The sequence below is a fragment of the Providencia rettgeri genome, from assembly GCF_041075285.1.
GTDB classification, from domain to species: Bacteria; Pseudomonadota; Gammaproteobacteria; order Enterobacterales; family Enterobacteriaceae; genus Providencia; species Providencia rettgeri_G.
In genome coordinates, this window is the sequence record NZ_CP163512.1 from 3,199,921 (window position 1) to 3,221,861 (window position 21,941).

Consider the following 21,941-nt stretch of genomic DNA (forward strand, 5'->3'; position numbering starts at 1 on the left):
AGAGCGCTGTCTTTTAGGTCAGCTTACTCTGCTGAGTCCTGTGGCTGTGTGCCTTCTTCTTCAGTTGGCACAACCGCTTCTTTCATGCTCAGGCGAATACGACCTTGACGGTCAATTTCTAATACCTTAACAGGAACTTCTTGACCCATTTGCAGATAGTCAGTGACTTTCTCAACGCGTTTGTCTGCGATTTGAGAAATGTGAACCAGACCTTCTTTACCACCACCGATTGCAACGAATGCACCGAAATCAACGATACGCGTTACTTTGCCTGGGTAAATGCGACCCACTTCAACTTCAGCAGTAATGTCTTCGATGCGACGAATTGCTTCCTTCGCTTTCAGACCATCAGTTGCCGCAATCTTCACAGTACCATCATCTTCGATTTCGATCGTTGTGCCAGTTTCTTCCGTTAGCGCACGGATCACTGCACCACCTTTACCGATGACATCTTTGATTTTGTCTGGATTAATGCGGATAGTATAAATACGTGGCGCAAATTCAGAGATTTCTTTACGTGGGCTGTTGATTGCTTGTTCCATTGTACCAAGAATGTGCAGACGGGCACCTTTTGCTTGGTTTAAAGCAACTTGCATGATTTCACGTGTGATACCTTCGATTTTGATATCCATTTGCAGTGCGCTGATACCTTCGCGGCTACCTGCAACTTTAAAGTCCATATCACCTAAGTGGTCTTCATCACCTAAGATGTCAGACAGCACAACGAAATCATCACCTTCTTTTACCAGCCCCATTGCAATACCTGCAACAGCAGCTTTAATTGGCACACCCGCATCCATCAGTGCTAATGATGCACCACATACAGATGCCATTGATGATGAACCGTTAGATTCAGTGATCTCAGATACAACACGGACTGTGTATGGGAAATCAGCGTGATCTGGCATCACAGCCAACACACCACGTTTCGCTAAACGACCATGACCGATTTCACGACGTTTTGGTGAACCCACCATGCCAGTTTCACCAACTGAGTATGGAGGGAAGTTGTAATGGAATAAGAAGCGATCAGTGTATTCGCCCATTAATTGGTCGATAACCTGTGCATCACGCTCTGTACCCAGAGTGGCCGTTACCAGTGCCTGAGTTTCACCACGGGTGAACAACGCAGAACCGTGAGTACGTGGTAACACACCAGTACGGACATCCAGTGCACGCACCATGTCTTTTTCACGACCATCGATACGTGGCTCACCGCGAATAACACGGGAACGAACAACTTGTTTTTCTAGGTTAGCCAGGATCTCAGATACTTCAGATACATCGACGTTTTCGTCTTCAGCAACTAAAGCTGCGATAACATCTTCTTTGATTAAATCAACTTGCGCGTAACGCTCTTGTTTCTCAGTGATGCGATAAGCGTCACCTAAACGACTTTCTGCTAATTCAGCAACACGGTCATGCAGCGCTTGGTTAACTGGCTCTGGCTGCCAATCCCATTTCTCTTTGCCCGCTTCTTTAACTAACTCATTGATGTTCTGAATAACAACTTGTTGTTGGTCATGGCCAAATACCACAGCCCCTAACATTTGTTCTTCACTTAACAAATCAGCTTCAGATTCAACCATCAACACGGCATTATCCGTACCTGCAACCACTAAATCTAAGCGGCTGTTTTTCAGTTCATCTGCCGTTGGGTTCAGTACATATTGATCATTGATAAAACCAACACGTGCAGCACCAATAGGGCCATTAAATGGGACACCAGATAGTGCTAATACTGCAGAAGCACCAATCATGGCAACGATGTCTGGGTTAACTTGTGGGTTAACAGAAACAACGGTAGCGATGATTTGAATTTCATTTAAGAAACCTTCTGGGAACAAAGGACGCAGAGGGCGGTCAATCAAACGAGCGATTAATGTTTCGCCTTCACCAGGACGACCTTCACGGCGGAAGAAGCTACCTGGGATACGACCTGCAGCGTAAGAACGCTCTTGGTAGTTAACAGTTAAAGGGAAAAAATCTTGGCCTTCTTTAACTTTTTTCTGCGCTACCGCAGTCACAAATACTGCGGTGTCATCCATATTAACCATAACTGCGGCTGATGCTTGACGAGCAATCATGCCTGTTTCAATGGAGACGGTATGTTGACCATATTGGAATTTACGAACAATAGGATTTAACACAATAGTACCCTTTTTGTAAGGCTACCTGAGCTTCTCGGGTAGCATTGGCTTATTCTTCCTACAGCCTCGCGACTAATGAGAAGATTGATCTTCCAATCATCAACGTTCTCATTAGCCGCGCGAATCGGATGTAGCGAAGAGGCATATTAAAACAGTTAATTACGACTTATAGCTTAACATTTAAGTTAAGTACAATTCGAGTATTACTTCAACTTTCAAAATAACTTTTAGCAGAAAAGGGGCCAGAGCCCCTTTTCACTGAAACTGACTATACTCGTCATATTTCAAGATACAGCATTGTTGACTACACTCACTCGCACTAGTCACATATTTATACATGTTGCTAGTATCTCACTCACTTGTCGCCTAGCTGCACCTCGAATTATTGAGAGTAAGACTAGCGACGCAGACCCAGACGCTCGATCAGAGCTGTGTAGCGTGCGATATCTTTACCTTTCAAGTAAGCTTGTAAGCGACGACGCTGTGCAACCATACGCAGCAGACCACGACGGCTGTGGTGATCTTTTTTGTGCTCTGCAAAGTGGCTTTGCAGATGGTTGATTTGTGCAGTCAGCAGCGCGATTTGAACTTCGCTTGAACCAGTGTCATTTTCACCGCGGCCGAATTCAGCAACGATCTTAGCTTTCGCTTCATTACTTAGAGACATAATAAACTCCAAAAAATTAATGTAAGTGGTGAGAGCCAATCTCTAATTTAGCATCTCAAGATTAAGCGCCGCTATTCTACGCTGCTTAACGCAGCAAAGCAATAAGCGCCACTAAGCGGATTGTTCATTTTCCACAACCAAACGCTTTGGTGCAAGGCGAGCATCTTCACTGATGAGCGCAATACCGATAAAACGTTGCTCTTCGCCGCAGGTAACACGAACCATGCAACCCTCTTCAAGATCTTGAACGGCAGCTCGCACAGGTTGCCCCTGTTTAAAATAAGCGGCTGTTTCCTCTGTAATATTTACAGCAGGAAAGTGAACAACTGCGGTATCCATTGGTAATAACAAGGTATCCAAAAGGGATTCAAACGTCCCTTCCCCAGCATCCACCTTCGCTCGCAATGCAGCTAATTGTTCCAAGGTCACCATGCGTTCATAAGGATAGTTAGCGACTTGTAAGCGACGCAAGTAAGTAACATGTGCACCGCAACCTAACATTTCGCCTAAGTCATCAATAATAGTGCGAATATAGGTGCCTTTTGAACAATGAATTTCCAGTTCTAACTCGTCATTTTCTAAACGGATAAACAGTAATTCATAGACAGTAATTGGGCGTGCCTCACGCTCAACAGTGATCCCTTTGCGGGCATATTCATATAACGGACGGCCTTGATGCTTCAGCGCTGAATACATTGAAGGAACTTGTAATGTATCACCACGGAAAAATTCTAAGGCATCATCCAGTTGCTGCTGTGTAAACTCTACATTACGCTCACTGATAATTTCGCCGTGTGAATCCGACGTGTCAGTGCGTTGCCCTAGGCGAGCAATAACGCGATAACGTTTATCTGAATCGAGTAAAAATTGGGAAAATTTCGTTGCTTCACCGAGACAAACAGGCAACATACCTGTCGCAAGGGGGTCAAGCGCCCCCGTGTGCCCAGCTTTATTAGCATTAAAAAAGCGCCGCACTTTTTGCAGCGCATCATTTGAAGAAATATCCGTGGGTTTATCCAGCAGCACTACGCCGTCAATATGACGGCCGCTACGACGACGCCCCATTATTTTTCCTCTTTATCACTAACATCCGCACGACGTTTTTCATCATCGCGGATCACATTTGACACTAAATTAGACATTCGCATACCGTCAACAAGGGAATTGTCATATTCGAATGTTAACTCAGGAATAATGCGCAAACGCATTGCTTTGCCAATTAATGAACGAATAAAACCCGATGCTTCATTTAATGCTTTAATGCCATCAGCAACCATCTCTTCTTCGCTTTTATCATTGGCGATATTGAAAAAGGTCACAAAGACTTTACCGTATGCGAGATCGCGAGATAACTCAACACCTGAAACGGTAGCCATACCAATTCGCGGGTCTTTAATTTCACGCTGTAAGATGATCGCAATTTCTTTTTGCATCTCTTGCGCAACGCGCTGAGCACGACTGAATTCTTTTGCCATCGTTATGTCTCCTGACAATAAAGGGGGCTATCGCCCCCTTAACACTATTTTGCAGTCACGATACTTCGTGGGTTGTCACAAAATTAACCGTCGATAGAACGTTTAACTTCAATGACTTCGAAGACTTCGATCATATCACCAACGCGAACATCGTTGTAGTTCTTAACACCGATACCACATTCCATACCGTTACGAACTTCACTGACGTCATCTTTAAAGCGACGCAGTGATTCTAACTCACCTTCGTAGATAACTACGTTATCACGCAGGACACGGATTGGGTTGTTACGTTTAATCGTACCTTCGGTCACCATACAACCCGCAACAGCACCAAATTTCGGTGATTTAAATACGTCACGAACTTCTGCAAGTCCAATGATTTGCTGTTTGTACTCTGGTGCCAACATACCGCTCATTGCTTGTTTGATTTCATCAATCAGGCTATAGATAACGGAGTAGTAGCGTAAATCAACGCTTTCACTTTCGATAACACGACGCGCTGATGCATCTGCACGGACGTTAAAGCCAAGAATAATTGCGTTAGATGCTGCCGCCAATGTTGCATCTGTTTCGGTGATACCACCGACACCAGAACCGATGATTTTCACTTTCACTTCGTCAGTTGACAGCTTCATCAGAGAGTCAGTGATCGCTTCACAAGTACCTTGAACGTCAGTTTTCAGTACGATATTCAGTTCAGAAACTTTACCTTCTTCCATGTTAGCAAACATGTTTTCCAGTTTAGATTTTTGCTGACGTGCTAATTTAACATCACGGAATTTACCTTGACGGTACAGGGCAACTTCACGTGCTTTTTTCTCATCACGGACAACAGTCGCTTCATCACCAGCAGAAGGGACATTAGACAAACCTAAAATCTCAACAGGCATTGATGGGCCCGCTGATTGAACCTCTTTACCCAGTTCGTTACGCATTGCACGAATACGGCCATATTCAAATCCACACAGAACGATGTCGCCTTTGTTCAGCGTACCTTCTTGAACAAGAATGGTTGCTACTGGACCACGACCTTTATCTAAGTATGATTCAACAACGACACCGCTTGCCATGCCAGCGTAAACCGCTTTCAGTTCTAAAACCTCAGCTTGCAGTAAGATTGCATCAAGCAGTTCATCAATACCTGTTCCTTTCTTAGCAGAAACGCTAATGAACTGTGTATCACCGCCCCAATCTTCAGAAATAACACCGTACTGAGACAGTTCGTTTCTGACGCGATCTGGATCGGCTTCTGGCTTATCAATTTTGTTTACCGCAACCACGATTGGCACACCAGCAGCTTTTGCGTGCTGGATTGCTTCGATAGTTTGTGGCATTACACCATCGTCCGCTGCAACCACAAGAACAACAATATCCGTTGCCTGAGCACCACGAGCACGCATTGAGGTAAACGCGGCGTGACCTGGGGTGTCTAAGAAGGTAATCATACCTTTATCAGTTTGAACGTGGTAAGCACCGATGTGCTGAGTAATCCCCCCCGCTTCGCCTGATGCCACTTTCGTTGAACGAATGTAGTCAAGTAAAGAGGTTTTACCGTGGTCAACGTGACCCATGATGGTCACAACTGGTGCACGTGGTTCTTTCAGCGCTGAGCCAGTGTCACGGTCATTCATTACCGCTTCTTCTAACTCGTTCTCACGACGCAAAATAACTTTGTGACCCATTTCTTCTGCCACTAATTGTGCAGTTTCTTGGTCAATCACTTGGTTAATGGTTGCCATTGCCCCCATCTTCATCATTGTTTTGATGACTTGAGAACCTTTAACCGCCATTTTGTTAGCCAGTTCGCCAACAGTAATGGTTTCACCGATAACCACATCGCGGTTTACAACTGCCGCCGGCTTAGTAAAGCTTTGCTGTAAAGAACTCCCTTTACGCTGTTTGCCTTTTGTACGACCAGAACGACCTGCGGCACGCTCTTCTTCACGATCCGCTTTTTCAGACAGTTTGTTACCTTTTTTCTGGCGAGGCGCTTTCGCTGTACGGTTACGTGAACGACGACCTTCTTCTTTCTCATCACTTTCATCTTCAGCGGCACGAGCGTGCGTAGAAGTCGTTGTGTGATAATCGCTGTCTTCTTCAGCTTTCGTTTCAGCGGTCCATTTCTCGCTGTTCTCTTCAGCCATTTTACGAGCTTCTTCAGCGACACGGCGCGCTTCAGCTTCAACTTTACGTTGAGTTTCTTCTTCCGCTTTGCGTTTTAACTCCGCGGCTTCAGCTTCACGGCGTTGTTTGTCGGCATTGCTTTCTGATGCTTTGCCTGCTTTTTGTGGATTTTCGCTTGGTTTCACTTTTTCTCTTTCCGCTGCTTCGCGCGTCGCTTTATCTGCTGCTTCACGTTTTGCTTTCTCTTGGGCGTCACGTTTTGCCAATTCCTGTGCTTCACGTTTTGCAGCTTCTTCTGCTAAACGTTTAGCCTGAGCTTCACGTTGTGCCAGTTCTTCAGCTTCGCGCTGTGCCTGCTCTTCCGCTTCACGCTGCGCCTGCTCTTCCGCTTTTGCTTCTTCAGCGTCACGGTTCACATAAGTGCGTTTTTTGCGGACTTCAACATTTACCGATTTGCTTTTGCCACCGGTGACGGGGACGCTCAGCGTGCTACGAGTTTTACGCTGTAGTGTCAATTTGCTTGGCTGCCCCGCTGCCCCGCCTTGTTCGCGGTTTAAGTGGTTCAGTAAAGCTTCTTTTTCTGACTGACTAACCGAGTCATTCTCACCTTTTGTGATCCCTGCTTCAGCAAATTGCTGTACCAGGCGATCAGCGGTGGTTTGAATTTCCCTTGCCAATGATTTTACAGTTTCTGTCATGCCGTTCCTTCCTGCTACAGTGTTTACGCATCGTTACCGAACCAGCAAATATTACGTGCGGCCATAATGAGCAAACCTGCTTTCTCATTATCCAGACCTTCAATATCAATCAGATCGTCGATGCCCTGCTCAGCAAGATCTTCCAGTGTACAGATACCACGAGTTGCCAAATTATAGGCCAGAGTACGATCCATACCTTCAAGATTCAACAGTTCTTCTGCTGGCTGATTATCACCGAGGCTCTCTTTTTGAGCCAATTCAATCGTAGTGAGGGCTGCTTTCGCTCTTTCACGCAGAACTTCAACGGTATCTTCATCAAGGCCGTCAATTTCAAGAAGTTCATTAATAGGCACGTAAGCCAGTTCTTCTAACGTCGAGAAGCCTTCTTCAACAAGTGCAGTGGCGAACTCTTCATCAATATCAAGATGCTTGGTGAATGTGTCAATAGAAGCGTGTGCTTCTGCCTGATGTTTTGCATTCAGCTCTTCTGCGGTCATGACATTCAATTCCCATTTGTCATCACCACGGTGTTTTTTCAGTAACTGAGCCGCTAAACGCACGTTTTGTCCGTTACGTCCGATTGCTTGTGCTAAGTTGCTGCTTTCTACGGCAACATCCATCGTACATTTGTCTTCATCGACCACGATAGATGCAACATCAGCCGGAGCCATTGCATTAATAACGAATTGAGCTGGGTTATCATCCCATAACACAATATCAATTCTTTCGCCGCCTAATTCACTTGAGACAGCTTGAACTCGTGCACCACGCATACCAACACAAGCACCCACAGGATCAATACGCTTATCGTTGGTTTTTACTGCGATTTTGGCACGAGAACCAGGGTCACGCGCGGCCGCTTTGATTTCAATAATTTCTTCGCCAATTTCCGGCACTTCAATGCGGAATAATTCTACCAGCATTTCAGGGCGAGAACGTGTAACGAAAAGTTGTGCACCTCGCGCTTCGGGACGAACATCATACAGGACTCCGCGGATGCGGTCACCTGGGCGGAAGTTTTCACGTGGCAACATATCTTCACGTAAAATAACCGCTTCAGCATTGTTACCTAGGTCTAGCGTGATATTTTCACGGTTAACTTTCTTCACTTGCGCGGTGATAATTTCACCTTGGTGCTCACGGAATTGGTCAACAACCATCGCGCGTTCCGCTTCACGCACTTTTTGTACGATAACTTGTTTTGCTGTTTGTGTGGTAATACGGTCAAACACAACAGACTCAATTTGATCTTCGACATAACCGCCTAATTGCAGTTCTGGGTTTTCAAATTGTGCTGCTTCTAACGTGATCTCACGCGTTGGCATTGTCACTTCTTCGACAATTAACCAACGACGGAAGGTATCAAAATCACCTGATTTGCGGTCAATTTCAACACGTACATCGATTTCTTGCTCGTATTTCTTTTTGGTCGCCGTCGCTAGTGCAGTTTCCAGTGCCTCGAAGATTTTTTCACGAGGAAGGGATTTTTCGTTAGAAACCGCTTCTACAACAGCCAGAATTTCTTTATTCATCCTAGTTGCCTCATTGAACTTTATTAAAAGTGGGGTACCAAGTTAGCTTTCTGGATGTTGCCGAGGGCGAACACCTCATCCTTACCATCTACAGTAACCGTAATCATTTCACCGTCTACCGACTTAATAATACCTTGCCATCTACGGCGGTTCTGCATCGCTATACGTAAAGCCAGGGCAACTTCTTCACCGATAAAACGCTCATAATGAGCAGCGGTGAATAATGGACGTTCAAGCCCTGGTGACGATATTTCCAGGTTATAAACTACGGAGATTGGATCTTCGACATCCAATACCGCGCTCACCTGATGGCTGACATCAGCACAATCATCAACAGTGATGCCTTCTTCACTATCGATGAAGACACGCAGTGTCGATGTGCGACCACGGACAAACTCTAAGCCAACAAATTCAAAGCCTAGTGCCTCCACCGGTGCTGAAATCATCTCTGTTAATTTCTGTTCTAATGTGGACAAGCCCACCCCCAGACATAAAAAAAGGGCATATAGCCCAGTTAATTCGATTGTCAAATAACAAAAAACCCCGAAATTCGGGGCTTTTGCAACTGGACCCTGTAGTGCACGGGTTCACCATGTTCTTATTATACCTTTAAAGTCTAGAGAAATCGATGAGAAATTTTGAGAGCTAGGTTTGATAATAAACCTGATTACTACATCGGATAACTACTATTGACTGCGATAATGACAAGGTATGTTAAGTAAGAAATGGTTGCGGGAGCCGGATTTGAACCGACGACCTTCGGGTTATGAGCCCGACGAGCTACCAAGCTGCTCCATCCCGCGTTCGAAAACGTGACATATTCTACACAGATAACCTGTAAATCACAAGCTATCTAAAATAATGGTGCCGAGGACGGGACTTGAACCCGTACGCCCGTTTTGTAGGCACTACCACCTCAAGGTAGCGTGTATACCAATTTCACCACCTCGGCACTGAGGCGAGGCTATCAATCAATAATCAATAACCTCAAATTTTTAACTTCACACTCATCTCTGAGCTTACTGCATAATGATGGCATAACTGCCTTCATTCGGGAATCTCGAACACTTAACGAGGAATGTCGCTCGTTGGTGCCGCTGGTGCTGCCGGAACGTCTGTTGGTTGCTCGACTTTAGCAGGTTCACTAATGTTTTCCCACTTACTACCACTACCTGTTCCATACTTATTAGCAGTCATATTGCCAAGTATTAAACTGATGATGAAAAACACAGCAGCCAAGATCCCAGTCATACGGGTCATGAAGTTACCTGAACCCGATGAACCAAACAGTGTTGCAGAAGCGCCCGCACCGAATGATGCACCCATGTCAGCACCTTTACCTTGCTGTAACATAATCAGACTAATCAGACTGATAGCTGCTATCAAGAGGATAATTAAAAGAGCTACGTACATTTGAGTTACCTATTCAGTTGCGGTGCATAGCCTGTGCTATGACCTTTATTACTGCACACCTGCTCATTCACTGTGATAAAGGATAGACCTTACAGGATTGAGCAGGTGCGAATACTAACCAAAGCTGAGCCGACAAGCAAGTCTATTTTGAGTTTCTCTTGCTTATTTGCAGAAAAAAACACCAAATCAGCGAAATACCGTGCTCACCAATAACATTCTACACACCAAATCATTTACACAAGAAAGAATCTATATTCTAACTCATTGACGGCGCGAAAGATCTATACACTCAATAATTCAACAATGCAGCCAACAACGCTGCAACTTGAAGCATGATGAGTCTATTTAGCCCGCCGCTTTAACAGCATCCGCAATACGATTTGCCATCGCTGTAACATCGGCTTCATTTTCCCCTTCGACCATGACACGAATTAACGGCTCAGTCCCTGATTTTCTCAGTAACACGCGCCCTTTGCCTGCCAATTGTTTTTCAACTTCTTCATTGGCTGCAATGACAGCATCACTTTGCAGAGGATCGTGTTGACCTTTAAAGCGCACATTGACTAATACTTGAGGGAGTAATTTCATACCGCTGCATAAATCATGGAGGCTCATATGATTGCGAACCATTGCACTAAGAACTTGTAAGCCCGCAACAATCCCATCACCAGTGGTGGTTTTATCCAGTAAAATCACGTGGCCTGAGTTTTCGGCCCCCATACGCCAGCCTTTTTCCTGTAATTTTTCCAGTACATAGCGGTCACCCACTTTTGCACGTTCAAATGGAATACCGAGCTGTTTCAGCGCAATTTCTAAGCCCATATTGCTCATCAGCGTACCCACGACCCCCCCTTTTAATTGGCCTTGGCGTAGCGCTTCACGGGCGATAATATACAGGATTTGGTCACCATCCACTTTTTCGCCAAGATGATCAACCATAATGATACGGTCACCGTCGCCATCAAATGCTAAGCCAACGTGGGCTTGCTCTTGCAAAACTTTTTGTTGTAACTGGCGAACATCTGTTGCACCACATTCTTCGTTGATATTGATACCGTTAGGATCACAACCAATTGTGATAACTTCAGCACCTAATTCACGAAAGACGTTTGGGGCAATATGGTAAGTAGCACCATTTGCGCAGTCGATGACAATTTTTAAACTAGAAAGGCTTTGTTCATTCGGAAATGTGCCTTTACAGAATTCAATATAACGACCCGCCGCATCCACGATACGGTTTGCACGACCTAATTCTGCCGATTCAACACAGGTAATCGGCTTTTCCATTTCCGCTTCGATAGCTTCTTCCACTTCATCTGGAAGCTTTGTGCCATCGATAGAGAAAAATTTAATACCGTTATCATAATAAGGGTTATGAGATGCCGAAATCACGATCCCCGCTTCAGCACGGAATGTACGAGTCAAATAAGCAACCGCAGGTGTTGGCATTGGCCCCGTAAAAGAAGCCGATAAACCCGCTGCGGCTAAGCCTGCTTCTAAGGAAGATTCCAACATATAGCCAGAAATACGCGTATCTTTACCAATGATAATTTTGCGTGAACCATGGCGTGCCAACACTTTCCCCGCTGCCCAGCCTAATTTTAAAACAAAATCAGGGGTAATTGGACTGTCACCCACTTTGCCACGAATACCATCAGTACCAAAATATTTACGAGAGCTCATACGCTTATTTTTCCTTTTCTGACAGAGTCATCTGTACCACTTGCATCGCTTGTACCGTTTCTTTCACATCATGAACACGAATGATGTGAGCCCCTTGCATGGCAGCAATCACTGCGCAAGAGAGGCTGCCTGCGAGGCGTTCTTGTGGTGGAACATTCAATAATTGTCCAATCATAGATTTACGTGACATGCCTGCCAATAGCGGTAGTCCGAAATTATGAAATTGGTCTAAGTTTGCCAATAACTGATAATTATGCGACAAGTTCTTACCAAATCCAAAGCCCGGATCAAGGATTATTTGTTGTCGCTCAATCCCTGCCGCCACACAGCGGGCAATTTCACCTTCGAGATAGGTTTGAACTTCACGCACCACATTTTGATAATTCGGCGCTTCTTGCATGGTTCTTGGCTGCCCTTGCATATGCATAATACAAACTGGCAAGCCAGTTTTCGCTGCCACACTTAATGCGTCCGGTTCATGGAGTGAGCGAATATCATTGATGATATGCATACCGACTTTTGCAGCTTCGGCCATGACCTGCGCTTTTGAGGTATCGACAGAAATCCATACATCGAACCGCTTAGCTATCGCTTCCACGACAGGGACAACCCGATCTAACTCTTCATTGACCGAAACCTCAGAGGCACCCGGCCGCGTTGATTCGCCACCAATATCAATAATTGTTGCGCCTTCTTGCACCATTTTAGCGACATGTTCTAGGGCATCATGATAATGATTATGGGTGCCACCATCTGAAAACGAGTCAGGAGTGACATTCAAAATCCCCATCACTTGCGGGGTAGATAAGTCAAGGATGCGACCTCTAGCTGTGATGTGCATATTTATTTTTTCCTTAACGAAAAAAACCCCAGCGAACTGGGGCTTTATGATTTATGTTAACGATAGCTTATTGTGCCTTGTTATCGTTATTATCTGATGAATTTGATTCATCAGACTGATTGCTTTGTTCTTCAGTACGGTTTTGTGGCTCTTCGGATTGCGGTTTTTCAACTGTTTTCCCCACCGTTGATGGACCTTTACCGAATGTACCAGTCACATTGCTGACTTTCTTGTCTTCATCCCAACCCGCTGGTTCACGTACTGGACGACGATTCATCAAATCATCAATCATCGGCATATCGATAGTTTCATATTTCAGTAATGCATCTTTCGTTGCATGTAGAATATCGATATTGTCTTCCAGTGTTTTGTAAGCCAGTTGGTAACAGTGATCTAAGATTTTCTTGATTTCTTCATCGACAATACGCGCTGTTTCATCAGAAATACCAGAACCATTACCTGAAGAACGACCTAAGAAGGCAGGACCTTCTTCTTTCGAGTATTGCATTGGCCCTAAACGGTCTGAGAAGCCCCACTGCGTTACCATGTTACGGGCAGTATTGGTTGCAAACTGAATGTCGGAAGAAGCACCTGTGGTGACTTTGTCACGCCCATAAATCAGCTCTTCTGCAATACGACCGGCATAAGCTGTCGCAATCATACCTTCGAGTTTTAAGCGGCTACGGCTAACTTCATCACCTTCCGGTAAGAAGAATGCCACACCCAATGCTTGACCTCGTGGAACGATAGTCACTTTATGGACAGGGTCATGCTCAGGCATTAAGTGACCGATAATCATATGACCACCTTCATGGTAAGCCGTTGATTCTTTTTGCTCTTCGGTCATCATCAGAGAACGACGCTCTGCACCCATCCAAATTTTGTCACGTGCTTTTTCAAATTCAACCATGGAAACGACACGCATATTTGCGCGAGCCGCAAACAGTGCTGCTTCGTTAACCAAGTTAGCTAATTCCGCACCGGAGAAACCAGGCGTTGCACGAGCCAGAACGAAGGTGTCTACACTTGGGTCAATAGGCACACGACGCATATGCACTTTCAGGATTTGTTCGCGACCACGTACGTCTGGCAAACCAACAACGACTTGACGGTCAAAACGACCAGGACGTAATAATGCAGGGTCAAGAACATCCGCACGGTTAGTTGCCGCGATAACAATGATCCCTTCATTACCTTCAAAACCGTCCATCTCAACCAACATCTGGTTTAGGGTTTGTTCACGCTCATCATGACCACCACCTAAACCGGCACCACGTTGACGACCCACGGCATCGATTTCATCGATAAAGATAATACAAGGCGCTGCTTTTTTCGCTTGCTCAAACATATCACGAACACGTGAAGCACCCACCCCCACAAACATTTCCACGAAATCTGAACCGGAAATGGTAAAGAATGGTACTTTCGCTTCACCGGCAATCGCTTTAGCCAGTAATGTTTTACCTGTACCCGGTGGCCCTACCATCAGGACACCTTTAGGAATTTTACCACCGAGCTTTTGGAAGCGTGCAGGTTCACGTAGGAAGTCTACGATCTCACCCACTTCCTCTTTGGCTTCATCACACCCAGCAACGTCTGCAAATGTTGTTTTGATCTGATCTTCTGTCAGCATGCGGGCTTTACTTTTGCCGAATGACATAGCCCCTTTGCCGCCGCCACCTTGCATTTGGCGCATAAAGAAAATCCAGACACCAATCAGCAGAAGCATTGGGAACCAGGAAATGAAAATAGATGTCAGTAAGCTAGGTTCTTCTGGTGGTTCACCAACGACAGTCACATGCTTATTCAGCATGGTGTCTAACAGCTTTTCATCCTGCATAGGAAGATAAGTTGTATAGCGGCTATTATCAGCCTTTCTGACGTTCAATTCACGACCTGTGATACGAACTTCACGTACCTGATCCTGGGCTAACTCATTGATAAACGTTGAATAATCAACTCTGCGACTATTCGAATCGCTTGGGCCAAAACTCTGGAACAAGGACATCAGAACAACTGCGATGACTAACCAGAGAATCAGGTTTTTCGCCATGTCACTCAAGGGATTAACCTCATATTACAACTGTGTTAACAAATAACGCTCAGGGTACTATAGTTTTAGTCCTGTCGCTACAATGTATACTTCACGCGACCGTGCCCGCGAAGATTCAGGTTTACGAACTTTTACTTTCGTAAACAGGGAACGGATATCCCTGAGGTAGTCGTCAAAGCCTTCTCCCTGAAACACTTTAACAATGAAACTTCCTCCAGGTGCCAATACTGCACGGCACATATCCAATGCTAATTCAACCAAATACATAGAGCGAGGAATATCAACAGCTGGTGTCCCACTCATATTTGGTGCCATGTCAGACATGACTACCTGTACTTTTTTGTCGCCAACTCGTTCTAGCAAAGCGGCGAGTACTGCTTCGTCACGAAAATCCCCTTGCAGGAAATCCACCCCAACGATTGGGTCCATCGGTAATAAGTCACAGGCAATCACTCGCCCATTATGACCTATTTGGCTAACAACATATTGTGACCAGCCCCCCGGGGCAGCACCTAAATCGACAACGGTCATACCTGGTTTAAAAATTTTATCACCTTGCTGGATTTCCTCCAGTTTAAACCATGCACGTGAGCGCAACCCTTTCTTTTGTGCTTGCTGAACATATTTATCACTAAAATGCTCTTGCAACCACCGACTTGAGCTTGCCGAACGTTTTTTATTGGCCATTGTACTTTCCAACTATACTAAAAGATCTACAACGATATTGCTGCTTCTTTACCATCGAACAGATATAATTGATGGTGATAGAGATCAGATGGCGGTAGAATAAGCCATTTTCAATACTAACCAAGCAAAAAATCGATGAATCTTAATAAAAAACAAATTCAGCACCTTAAAAGTCTCGCTCACCACTTAAACCCTGTTGTTATGATTGGCAACAATGGGTTAACCGAAGGTGTCTTGGCTGAGATTGAACTCTCATTAGCACATCATGAGCTTATCAAAGTCAAAATCGCAGGCGAAGATCGTGATACTAAAAATTTGATCGCTGATGCGATTGTTCGCGAAACTGGTGCAGTTAATGTACAAATTATTGGTAAAATTCTTGTTATCTATCGCCCGTCGGCAGATCGCAAAATCATTTTACCTAAATAATACCCCATCATTTATATAAAAATGCCATTGAAAGCATGTTTTATATGAAGAAAAAGGCCGCCTGCGGCCTTTTTCTTTAAATCAGGAGAAATAATATAGCTAATTCAGGGAAATAGGAATCAGATATACTCAACTTTAAGAATTTCGAACTCGACCTCTCCACCTGGGGTTTTGATTGAGACCGCATCATCGACCTCTTTGCCAACCAAACCACGCGCTATCGGTGAGTTAACCGAAATTAAATTTTCTTTGATATCCGCCTCGTCATCACCCACAATACGATACGTCAGCTCTTCATCGGTATCAACATTCAAGACAGTCACTGTTGCACCGAAAATCACACGGCCATTGTTCACCATTTTGGTCACATCAATCACTTGGGCGTGTGAAAGTTTCCCTTCGATTTCTTGAATACGACCTTCACAAAAGCCTTGCTGCTCACGAGCTGCATGATATTCAGCGTTTTCTTTTAAATCACCGTGTTCACGCGCTTCAGCAATTGACGCAATGATTTCTGGGCGGCGGACTGATTTTAGGAACTCAAGTTCCTCTCTTAGTTTATCCGCACCAAATACTGTCATTGGGATCTGTTTCATTAATAAATACCTCGGTTTCAATCCTATCTAAAAACAAGTATCTTCCTGATTTTGTAACAACAGTACACTGAACACCGCTGGAAACCAGGGGGCTCTAAGTAAATAACTCAATCAGACTCATGTACTCATTTATCTTATCATAATGTACGTTATTTTAACTGAGACTTAATAACGGGTCATCGTTTACTTTATAAGGCATTACACTTTAGTATGTGCAGTATGTCCACTTTAATGCGTGAAATCTATGTCATTACTTAACTTAACCAGAAAATGGATGCTCACTTTTGGGATTGCCTTAGCCAGTTGTCAAGCTTTTGCTATCCCCATTGATGACTACAAGCAATACCTACCAGATGGCACTAATCTTGCTCTGGTCGCGCAAAAAGTGGGAAGCAATACCCCATTGATTGATTATAATGCACAACAAATGGCACTCCCTGCAAGTACACAAAAAGTGGTTACTGCACTCGCCGCCTTGTTGCAATTAGGACCAGACTATCGTTTTGTCACCAATTTCGAAACCAGCGCCAAGCTAAACAAGAATACCTTATCAGGGGATTTGGTGATCCGCTTTAGTGGCGATCCGACACTGACTCGTCAGCAAATTCGTAATATGGCTAATGCGTTGAAACAAATAGGGATCCAGAAAGTTGATGGGGATTTAATTGTCGATATTTCTGCCTTCGCCAGCCACGATAAAGCACCGGGCTGGGTGTGGAATGATATGACCCAGTGTTTTAGTGCTCCACCCGCTGCGGCAATTATTGACCGAAACTGTTTTTCAGTTTCCCTTTACCCTGCCGAACGTGCTGGCGATACCGCGTTTATTAAAACGGCCAATTTTTATCCGGTTAATATGTTCAGTGAAGTCAAAACACTGGCCAAAGGTTCACCTGAAGCACGCTATTGTGAGTTAGATGTCGTGCCCGGAGAATTAAACCGCTACACCTTAACAGGCTGCTTAACTCAACGTAGTGAACCACTTCCTCTCGCCTTTGCTGTACAAAACGGGGCAAGCTATTCTGGAGCGATTGTCAAAAATGAACTAAAAACCGCTGGCATTGAACTCACTGGAAGCGTGAAAAAACGCACACAGCCAACAGCGCAATCACAAGTTTTGGTTAAAACGGAATCTAAGCCACTCCATGATTTGCTCAACGTGATGCTGAAAAAATCTGACAATATGATAGCCGATACGGTTTTTCGGACGATTGGCCGTGAATATTATGGTGTACCAGGAACTTGGCGATCTGGATCCGATGCCGTAAGACAAGTGCTAAAACAAAAAGCAGGGATCGATCTTGGCAATACCGTCATGGTAGATGGATCTGGGCTATCGCGCCATAATTTGATCACCCCCGCAACCATGATGGAGATCCTTCAGTTTATTGCCAAAAATGATCAACAGCTTGACTTTATTTCCATGCTTCCTCTTGCTGGCCATGATGGCACATTGCGCTATCGTGGTGGCTTTGATGAAGCTGGCGTAAATGGTAAAGTTTCAGCAAAAACAGGGGCATTACAAGGGGTGTACAACCTCGCAGGCTTTATTACTACTGCCAGCGGGCAACGTGTTGCTTTTGTGCAGTTTATTTCAGCTTACGCGGTTCCACAAAGCCAACAACGCAGCCGCCGAGTACCGTTAGTGCGTTTCGAAAGCCGGTTGTATAAAGATCTGTATAAAAATAATTAGTTGTTAAATTACATTCATTAAAAAAAGGCGCTTTTGCGCCTTTCAGACTGCTGACAAACATAACATGTTTGGCGGCAGGTTGGATAGGTTTTGAAAATAAACAAGGAAAATCAATATATTGATTTTCGCCTGATAACACAAAGTGGGAAAAACCACGCTTTTATCCCACTTTGTCAACAACCTCAAAGGCGCTTTTGCGCCTTTTTGTATTTCTAAGATAACTTATTTTTGGTAAATAATTTCGACACCTTCGTCGTCATCTTCATCCCAATCATCATCCCAGTCATCAACGTCTTCAGCACCCGAAAGCTGCTCTTTGTGGTAGTCGTCCCACATAAATTCCACTTTTTCTACTTGCTGCGCATCTTCTGTCGTTGCCATATCCCGTGGTTGGGTATTCATAAATTCCATAATATCCCAGCACAGTGCTTTTACACCTTCATGATTAACCGCTGAAATCATATAGAATTTATCTTCCCAGCCCATTGCTTTAGCAATTTCAGCTGCGCGTGTGGCAGATTCTTCTTCCCCTAAAATATCAATCTTATTGAAGACTAACCAACGTGGTTTTGCCGCCAATTTTTCACTGTATTTTTCTAATTCGCTAATGATGATCTTCGCGTTTTCAACCGGATCAGATCCATCGATCGGGCAAATGTCGATCAGATGCAGTAATACGCGACAACGCTCTAAGTGTTTCAGGAATTGGATCCCAAGGCCAGCACCTTCCGCAGCCCCTTCAATTAATCCAGGAATATCTGCAACAACGAAGCTTTGTTCGTTGTCCATACGTACCACACCTAAGCTCGGTACTAATGTGGTAAATGGATAATCTGCCACTTTGGGTTTTGCCGCAGAAACAGAACGAATGAATGTGGATTTACCTGCATTAGGCATTCCCAACATCCCAACATCTGCTAACAGCATTAGCTCTAACAGTATTTCACGTGTTTCACCTTTGGTACCCATGGTACGTTGGCGTGGAGCACGGTTGACTGATGATTTAAAACGGGTATTACCCAGACCGTGAAAACCGCCCTTAGCGACCATATGACGCTGTTCATGGCGCGTCATGTCACAAAGTACCTCGTTGGTACCAAGATCGCGTACACGCGTTCCTACAGGCACTTTAATCGTGATATCTTGACCACGTTTACCTGTACATTCACGACTTTGGCCATTTTGCCCACGCTCCGCACGGAACGATTTTTCAAAACGGTAATCGATTAACGTGTTGAGGTTTTCGTCTGCTTGTAAGTAAACGTCCCCACCATCGCCACCGTCACCACCGTCTGGTCCCCCTTTCGGGATGTATTTTTCACGGCGGAAGCTGACACAACCATTGCCACCATCTCCTGCCACGACCAATATTTTGGCTTCATCTACAAATTTCATAATTCTCTCTCCGCTTCTGAGCCGCATAACGCTGGATGGCTGTTCTACTCAGAGATGGTGCATCTTTAATACGTGTGTAGTTCATTAAAGATCAAATATCTGAATATAAAAAGCCCCGCAAAAAGTTTTGCAGGGCTTTAAGTCTGAATTAAAGATCAGAAAACTTATTCAGCTTCGATGCTGATAAATTTACGATTGTTTGGACCTTTAACTTCAAATTTCACTTTACCATCCGCTAATGCGAACAGAGTGTGGTCACGGCCACAACCTACGTTGTTACCTGCGTGGAACTTAGTACCACGTTGACGAACGATGATGCTACCTGCTAATACAGCTTCACCACCAAAACGTTTAACACCTAAACGTTTTGCTTCTGAGTCACGACCGTTACGAGTCGAACCACCAGCCTTTTTGTGTGCCATTAATCTGCTCTCCTAAATCTTAAGCGATGACAGTGATCTTAACATCAGTGAACCACTGACGGTGACCCTGTTGTTTACGGCTATGTTTACGACGACGGAATTTGACGATTTTTACTTTTTCGCCACGACCGTGTGCAACCACTTCCGCTTTCACTTTAACGCCTTCAACGACAGGAGCGCCGATTTGGATCTCATCGCCATTAGCAACCATTAAAACTTGATCAAATTCAACAGTTTCACCTGTTGCGATGTCCAGCTTTTCTAGGCGGACAGTTTGACCTTCGCTAACTCGGTGTTGTTTACCACCACTTTGGAAAACCGCGTACATATTAACTCCGCTTTCCGCGTACTCGCTAAATATTTCAATTCCAGAGTACGCTATAAAATATTCACAATAGGGCGCGAATTCTACGCAAAAAAGCATCAGAACACAAGCCAATAATGCGGTTAGATGACAAAAAATACGACTTTTTTGTCAACAACCTCTTTTTAGTGCTGATTTAGCATCAATAACTCAAATTGTTACTTATTTAAACATTTTTTGCATCACACCTGATAATCTTATTATTAATAATGTTATGCTAATGGTATAAGTGTTCTATTCGGTCTCCCATTTTGTTCGTCAGGGAATGAACCAAAAACTAATAATATGAATAAATTACGATGAATTTAGAATCTATTATTGAACTAACAGCTGAGGATATGTCAGCAGTAAACGAAGCTATCCTCAGCCAATTGAATTCAGATGTTGCGCTAATTAACCAGCTTGGTTATTACATTGTCAGTGGTGGAGGTAAAAGGATCCGCCCAATGATCGCAATATTGGCAGGAAGATCCTTGGGGTATTCGGGACATAAACATACTCAAGTCGCCGCTTTGATCGAGTTTATTCATACGGCAACATTGCTGCATGATGATGTGGTTGATGAATCCGATATGCGTCGTGGAAAGCAAACCGCCAATGCCGTATTTGGCAATGCTGCAAGCGTTTTAGTGGGTGACTTTATCTATACTCGATCCTTTCAAATGATGACGGATCTTGATTCGATGCGCGTTCTCAAACTGATGTCTGAAGCCACTAACGTGATCGCCGAAGGTGAAGTTTTACAGTTAATGAACTGTAATGATCCTAATATTACTGAAGAAAACTACATGCAGGTGATCTACAGTAAAACGGCTCGTTTATTTGAAGCTGCGGCTCATGCATCTGCCATTTTAGCAAGTGCAACACCTGAGCAAGAAAAAGCGTTACAGGATTATGGTCGCTATATCGGTACAGCCTTTCAGTTAATCGATGATTTACTGGACTACGATGCAGATAATGCTCAGTTAGGTAAAAATACAGGGGATGATCTGGACGAAGGTAAACCAACGCTTCCACTTCTTCACGCGATGCAAAATGGGAATGAAGAAGAGTCTGCATTGATCCGACAAGCCATCGAACAAGGTAACGGTCGCCACTTGTTAGAGACCGTTTTAGCAACGATGAAACGCTGTGGGTCACTTGAGTACACCTATGCACGTGCACAAGAAGAAGCCCAAAAAGCGATCGATGCCCTTAGTGCCATTGATGATTCTATTTATAAAGAAGCGTTAATTGGACTTGCTCATATCGCTATCCAACGCCATTCTTAGGGGCGGTTTATCTTTGCTGCTAATTTTTACAGCTAAAAAAGGTTTAAGAAAAGGGGAAATTATTTTTCCCCTTTTTCGTCTTCATCGATTTGTGCCAGAAGTGAAGATAGGCCATAACGCAAAATATATTTAACGATTTTATTACGTTCAGCCTCGGTTAGTTGATAATACGCTTCCGACCAAATTTGTAATGCATCCGTTCTTTGGCTCTGGTAAGGCACGGGCGGTTCGCATAAACTCAATTGACCTTGAATTTCTCCGGGTAAGCTCTCAATATAATACTCAACGGCTTTACCTTGGACGCCCCGTTTGCGTCGGTGTTTCCAGCCTTCTCGCCTAGCCATTAGATTAACGCCCTGCGGCGAGGTTGGGAGACCTTCAAGCCCTGCGAGTTCTTTCGCAGTGAACCACAATTTTTTCATATCTTCACTTTCACGCTTATATTATG

Annotated in this window: 20 protein-coding genes and 2 tRNA genes; 3 read left to right on the top strand and 19 right to left on the bottom strand. The window is 44.4% G+C overall.

The features are described from left to right. Positions 1-23 precede the first annotated feature (23 nt). The 14 genes from pnp to rlmE form a co-directional block, all read right to left on the bottom strand. A complete protein-coding gene (gene pnp / locus AB6N04_RS14580) occupies positions 24-2,150 on the bottom strand; it encodes a polyribonucleotide nucleotidyltransferase (protein WP_369309011.1) in 2,127 nt (708 codons plus the stop codon). Positions 2,151-2,547: 397 nt separating this feature from the next. Continuing rightward, positions 2,548-2,817 (bottom strand): 30S ribosomal protein S15, encoded by a 270-nt coding sequence (gene rpsO / locus AB6N04_RS14585; RefSeq protein WP_004905890.1) that lies wholly within the window; start codon positions 2,815-2,817, stop codon positions 2,548-2,550. Between the two features lie 111 nt (positions 2,818-2,928). Further along, on the bottom strand, positions 2,929-3,882 hold the full coding sequence (gene truB, locus AB6N04_RS14590; RefSeq protein ID WP_369309012.1) for a tRNA pseudouridine(55) synthase TruB: 954 nt from the start codon (positions 3,880-3,882) through the stop codon (positions 2,929-2,931). After that, the gene (gene rbfA, locus AB6N04_RS14595) at positions 3,882-4,292 is read right to left on the bottom strand and encodes a 30S ribosome-binding factor RbfA (protein WP_004905894.1); all 411 of its coding nucleotides are present in this window, start codon (positions 4,290-4,292) and stop codon (positions 3,882-3,884) included. Before rbfA ends, truB begins: the two co-directional genes overlap by 1 nt. 83 nt (positions 4,293-4,375) lie before the next feature. Continuing rightward, positions 4,376-7,114: a translation initiation factor IF-2 gene (gene infB, locus AB6N04_RS14600; protein ID WP_369309013.1), complete on the bottom strand. Its 2,739-nt coding sequence runs from the start codon at positions 7,112-7,114 to the stop codon at positions 4,376-4,378. Between the two features lie 23 nt (positions 7,115-7,137). Then, entirely contained in the window at positions 7,138-8,646 is a 1,509-nt protein-coding gene (gene nusA / locus AB6N04_RS14605; RefSeq protein WP_369309014.1) for a transcription termination factor NusA, read from the bottom strand. 23 nt (positions 8,647-8,669) lie between these two features. Continuing rightward, positions 8,670-9,122 carry a ribosome maturation factor RimP gene (rimP, locus tag AB6N04_RS14610; RefSeq protein ID WP_369309015.1) on the bottom strand — a complete coding sequence of 151 codons (453 nt, stop codon included), beginning with the start codon at positions 9,120-9,122 and terminating at the stop codon, positions 8,670-8,672. A 250-nt stretch (positions 9,123-9,372) separates the two neighbouring features. Beyond that, a tRNA-Met gene (locus tag AB6N04_RS14615) sits at positions 9,373-9,449 on the bottom strand. 59 nt (positions 9,450-9,508) lie between these two features. Beyond that, positions 9,509-9,598: transfer RNA gene (locus tag AB6N04_RS14620), tRNA-Leu, on the bottom strand. Positions 9,599-9,714: 116 nt separating this feature from the next. Continuing rightward, positions 9,715-10,059 (bottom strand): preprotein translocase subunit SecG, encoded by a 345-nt coding sequence (gene secG, locus AB6N04_RS14625; RefSeq protein WP_369309016.1) that lies wholly within the window; start codon positions 10,057-10,059, stop codon positions 9,715-9,717. Between the two features lie 345 nt (positions 10,060-10,404). Continuing rightward, complete coding sequence (gene glmM / locus AB6N04_RS14630) at positions 10,405-11,742, bottom strand: phosphoglucosamine mutase (protein WP_369309017.1); 1,338 nt, start codon at positions 11,740-11,742, stop codon at positions 10,405-10,407. 4 nt (positions 11,743-11,746) lie between these two features. Further along, positions 11,747-12,583, bottom strand: coding sequence for a dihydropteroate synthase (gene folP, locus AB6N04_RS14635; protein WP_369309018.1), 837 nt, complete (start codon positions 12,581-12,583; stop codon positions 11,747-11,749). Positions 12,584-12,650: 67 nt separating this feature from the next. Then, positions 12,651-14,636, bottom strand: coding sequence for an ATP-dependent zinc metalloprotease FtsH (gene ftsH / locus AB6N04_RS14640; protein ID WP_369312132.1), 1,986 nt, complete (start codon positions 14,634-14,636; stop codon positions 12,651-12,653). A 57-nt stretch (positions 14,637-14,693) separates the two neighbouring features. After that, entirely contained in the window at positions 14,694-15,323 is a 630-nt protein-coding gene (gene rlmE / locus AB6N04_RS14645; RefSeq protein ID WP_004905912.1) for a 23S rRNA (uridine(2552)-2'-O)-methyltransferase RlmE, read from the bottom strand. A 135-nt stretch (positions 15,324-15,458) separates the two neighbouring features. Between rlmE and yhbY the strand changes: the two genes are divergently transcribed. Then, on the top strand, positions 15,459-15,752 hold the full coding sequence (yhbY, locus tag AB6N04_RS14650; protein WP_004905914.1) for a ribosome assembly RNA-binding protein YhbY: 294 nt from the start codon (positions 15,459-15,461) through the stop codon (positions 15,750-15,752). 119 nt (positions 15,753-15,871) lie between these two features. Here yhbY and greA read toward each other — a convergent pair whose 3' ends face one another. After that, complete coding sequence (gene greA, locus AB6N04_RS14655) at positions 15,872-16,348, bottom strand: transcription elongation factor GreA (protein ID WP_369309019.1); 477 nt, start codon at positions 16,346-16,348, stop codon at positions 15,872-15,874. Between the two features lie 274 nt (positions 16,349-16,622). Here greA and dacB point away from each other — a divergent pair, with 274 nt between their 5' ends. Next, positions 16,623-18,041, top strand: coding sequence for a serine-type D-Ala-D-Ala carboxypeptidase (gene dacB, locus AB6N04_RS14660; protein WP_369312134.1), 1,419 nt, complete (start codon positions 16,623-16,625; stop codon positions 18,039-18,041). Between the two features lie 222 nt (positions 18,042-18,263). Here dacB and cgtA read toward each other — a convergent pair whose 3' ends face one another. The 3 genes from cgtA to rplU all read right to left on the bottom strand — a co-directional run bounded on the left by cgtA (position 18,264) and on the right by rplU (position 20,186). Then, positions 18,264-19,436, bottom strand: coding sequence for an Obg family GTPase CgtA (cgtA, locus tag AB6N04_RS14665; RefSeq protein ID WP_369309020.1), 1,173 nt, complete (start codon positions 19,434-19,436; stop codon positions 18,264-18,266). 164 nt (positions 19,437-19,600) lie between these two features. Further along, entirely contained in the window at positions 19,601-19,858 is a 258-nt protein-coding gene (gene rpmA, locus AB6N04_RS14670) for a 50S ribosomal protein L27 (RefSeq protein ID WP_004905922.1), read from the bottom strand. Between the two features lie 19 nt (positions 19,859-19,877). Continuing rightward, positions 19,878-20,186 carry a 50S ribosomal protein L21 gene (gene rplU, locus AB6N04_RS14675; protein WP_004905925.1) on the bottom strand — a complete coding sequence of 103 codons (309 nt, stop codon included), beginning with the start codon at positions 20,184-20,186 and terminating at the stop codon, positions 19,878-19,880. A 335-nt stretch (positions 20,187-20,521) separates the two neighbouring features. Here rplU and ispB point away from each other — a divergent pair, with 335 nt between their 5' ends. Further along, complete coding sequence (gene ispB, locus AB6N04_RS14680; protein WP_369309021.1) at positions 20,522-21,493, top strand: octaprenyl diphosphate synthase; 972 nt, start codon at positions 20,522-20,524, stop codon at positions 21,491-21,493. 59 nt (positions 21,494-21,552) lie between these two features. On the opposite strand, the gene AB6N04_RS14685 is transcribed toward ispB, so the two are convergent. After that, positions 21,553-21,915, bottom strand: coding sequence for a DNA-binding protein (locus AB6N04_RS14685; protein WP_369309022.1), 363 nt, complete (start codon positions 21,913-21,915; stop codon positions 21,553-21,555). Positions 21,916-21,941: the final 26 nt, after the last annotated feature.

Bases quoted from the DNA above. Each gene is read 5' to 3' on its own strand.
- nusA (WP_369309014.1), bottom strand. From the start codon at position 8,646: ATGAATAAAGAAATTCTGGCTGTTGTAGAAGCGGTTTCTAACGAAAAA.
- rbfA (WP_004905894.1), bottom strand. From the start codon at position 4,292: ATGGCAAAAGAATTCAGTCGTGCTCAGCGCGTTGCGCAAGAGATGCAA.
- ftsH (WP_369312132.1), bottom strand. From the start codon at position 14,636: ATGGCGAAAAACCTGATTCTCTGGTTAGTCATCGCAGTTGTTCTGATG.
- dacB (WP_369312134.1), top strand. From the start codon at position 16,623: ATGCTCACTTTTGGGATTGCCTTAGCCAGTTGTCAAGCTTTTGCTATC.
- greA (WP_369309019.1), bottom strand. From the start codon at position 16,348: ATGAAACAGATCCCAATGACAGTATTTGGTGCGGATAAACTAAGAGAG.
- truB (WP_369309012.1), bottom strand. From the start codon at position 3,882: ATGGGGCGTCGTCGTAGCGGCCGTCATATTGACGGCGTAGTGCTGCTG.
- rplU (WP_004905925.1), bottom strand. From the start codon at position 20,186: ATGTACGCGGTTTTCCAAAGTGGTGGTAAACAACACCGAGTTAGCGAA.
- ispB (WP_369309021.1), top strand. From the start codon at position 20,522: ATGAATTTAGAATCTATTATTGAACTAACAGCTGAGGATATGTCAGCA.
- folP (WP_369309018.1), bottom strand. From the start codon at position 12,583: ATGCACATCACAGCTAGAGGTCGCATCCTTGACTTATCTACCCCGCAA.
- rlmE (WP_004905912.1), bottom strand. From the start codon at position 15,323: ATGGCCAATAAAAAACGTTCGGCAAGCTCAAGTCGGTGGTTGCAAGAG.
- cgtA (WP_369309020.1), bottom strand. From the start codon at position 19,436: ATGAAATTTGTAGATGAAGCCAAAATATTGGTCGTGGCAGGAGATGGT.
- secG (WP_369309016.1), bottom strand. From the start codon at position 10,059: ATGTACGTAGCTCTTTTAATTATCCTCTTGATAGCAGCTATCAGTCTG.
- rpsO (WP_004905890.1), bottom strand. From the start codon at position 2,817: ATGTCTCTAAGTAATGAAGCGAAAGCTAAGATCGTTGCTGAATTCGGC.
- yhbY (WP_004905914.1), top strand. From the start codon at position 15,459: ATGAATCTTAATAAAAAACAAATTCAGCACCTTAAAAGTCTCGCTCAC.
- rpmA (WP_004905922.1), bottom strand. From the start codon at position 19,858: ATGGCACACAAAAAGGCTGGTGGTTCGACTCGTAACGGTCGTGACTCA.
- AB6N04_RS14685 (WP_369309022.1), bottom strand. From the start codon at position 21,915: ATGAAAAAATTGTGGTTCACTGCGAAAGAACTCGCAGGGCTTGAAGGT.
- infB (WP_369309013.1), bottom strand. From the start codon at position 7,114: ATGACAGAAACTGTAAAATCATTGGCAAGGGAAATTCAAACCACCGCT.
- glmM (WP_369309017.1), bottom strand. From the start codon at position 11,742: ATGAGCTCTCGTAAATATTTTGGTACTGATGGTATTCGTGGCAAAGTG.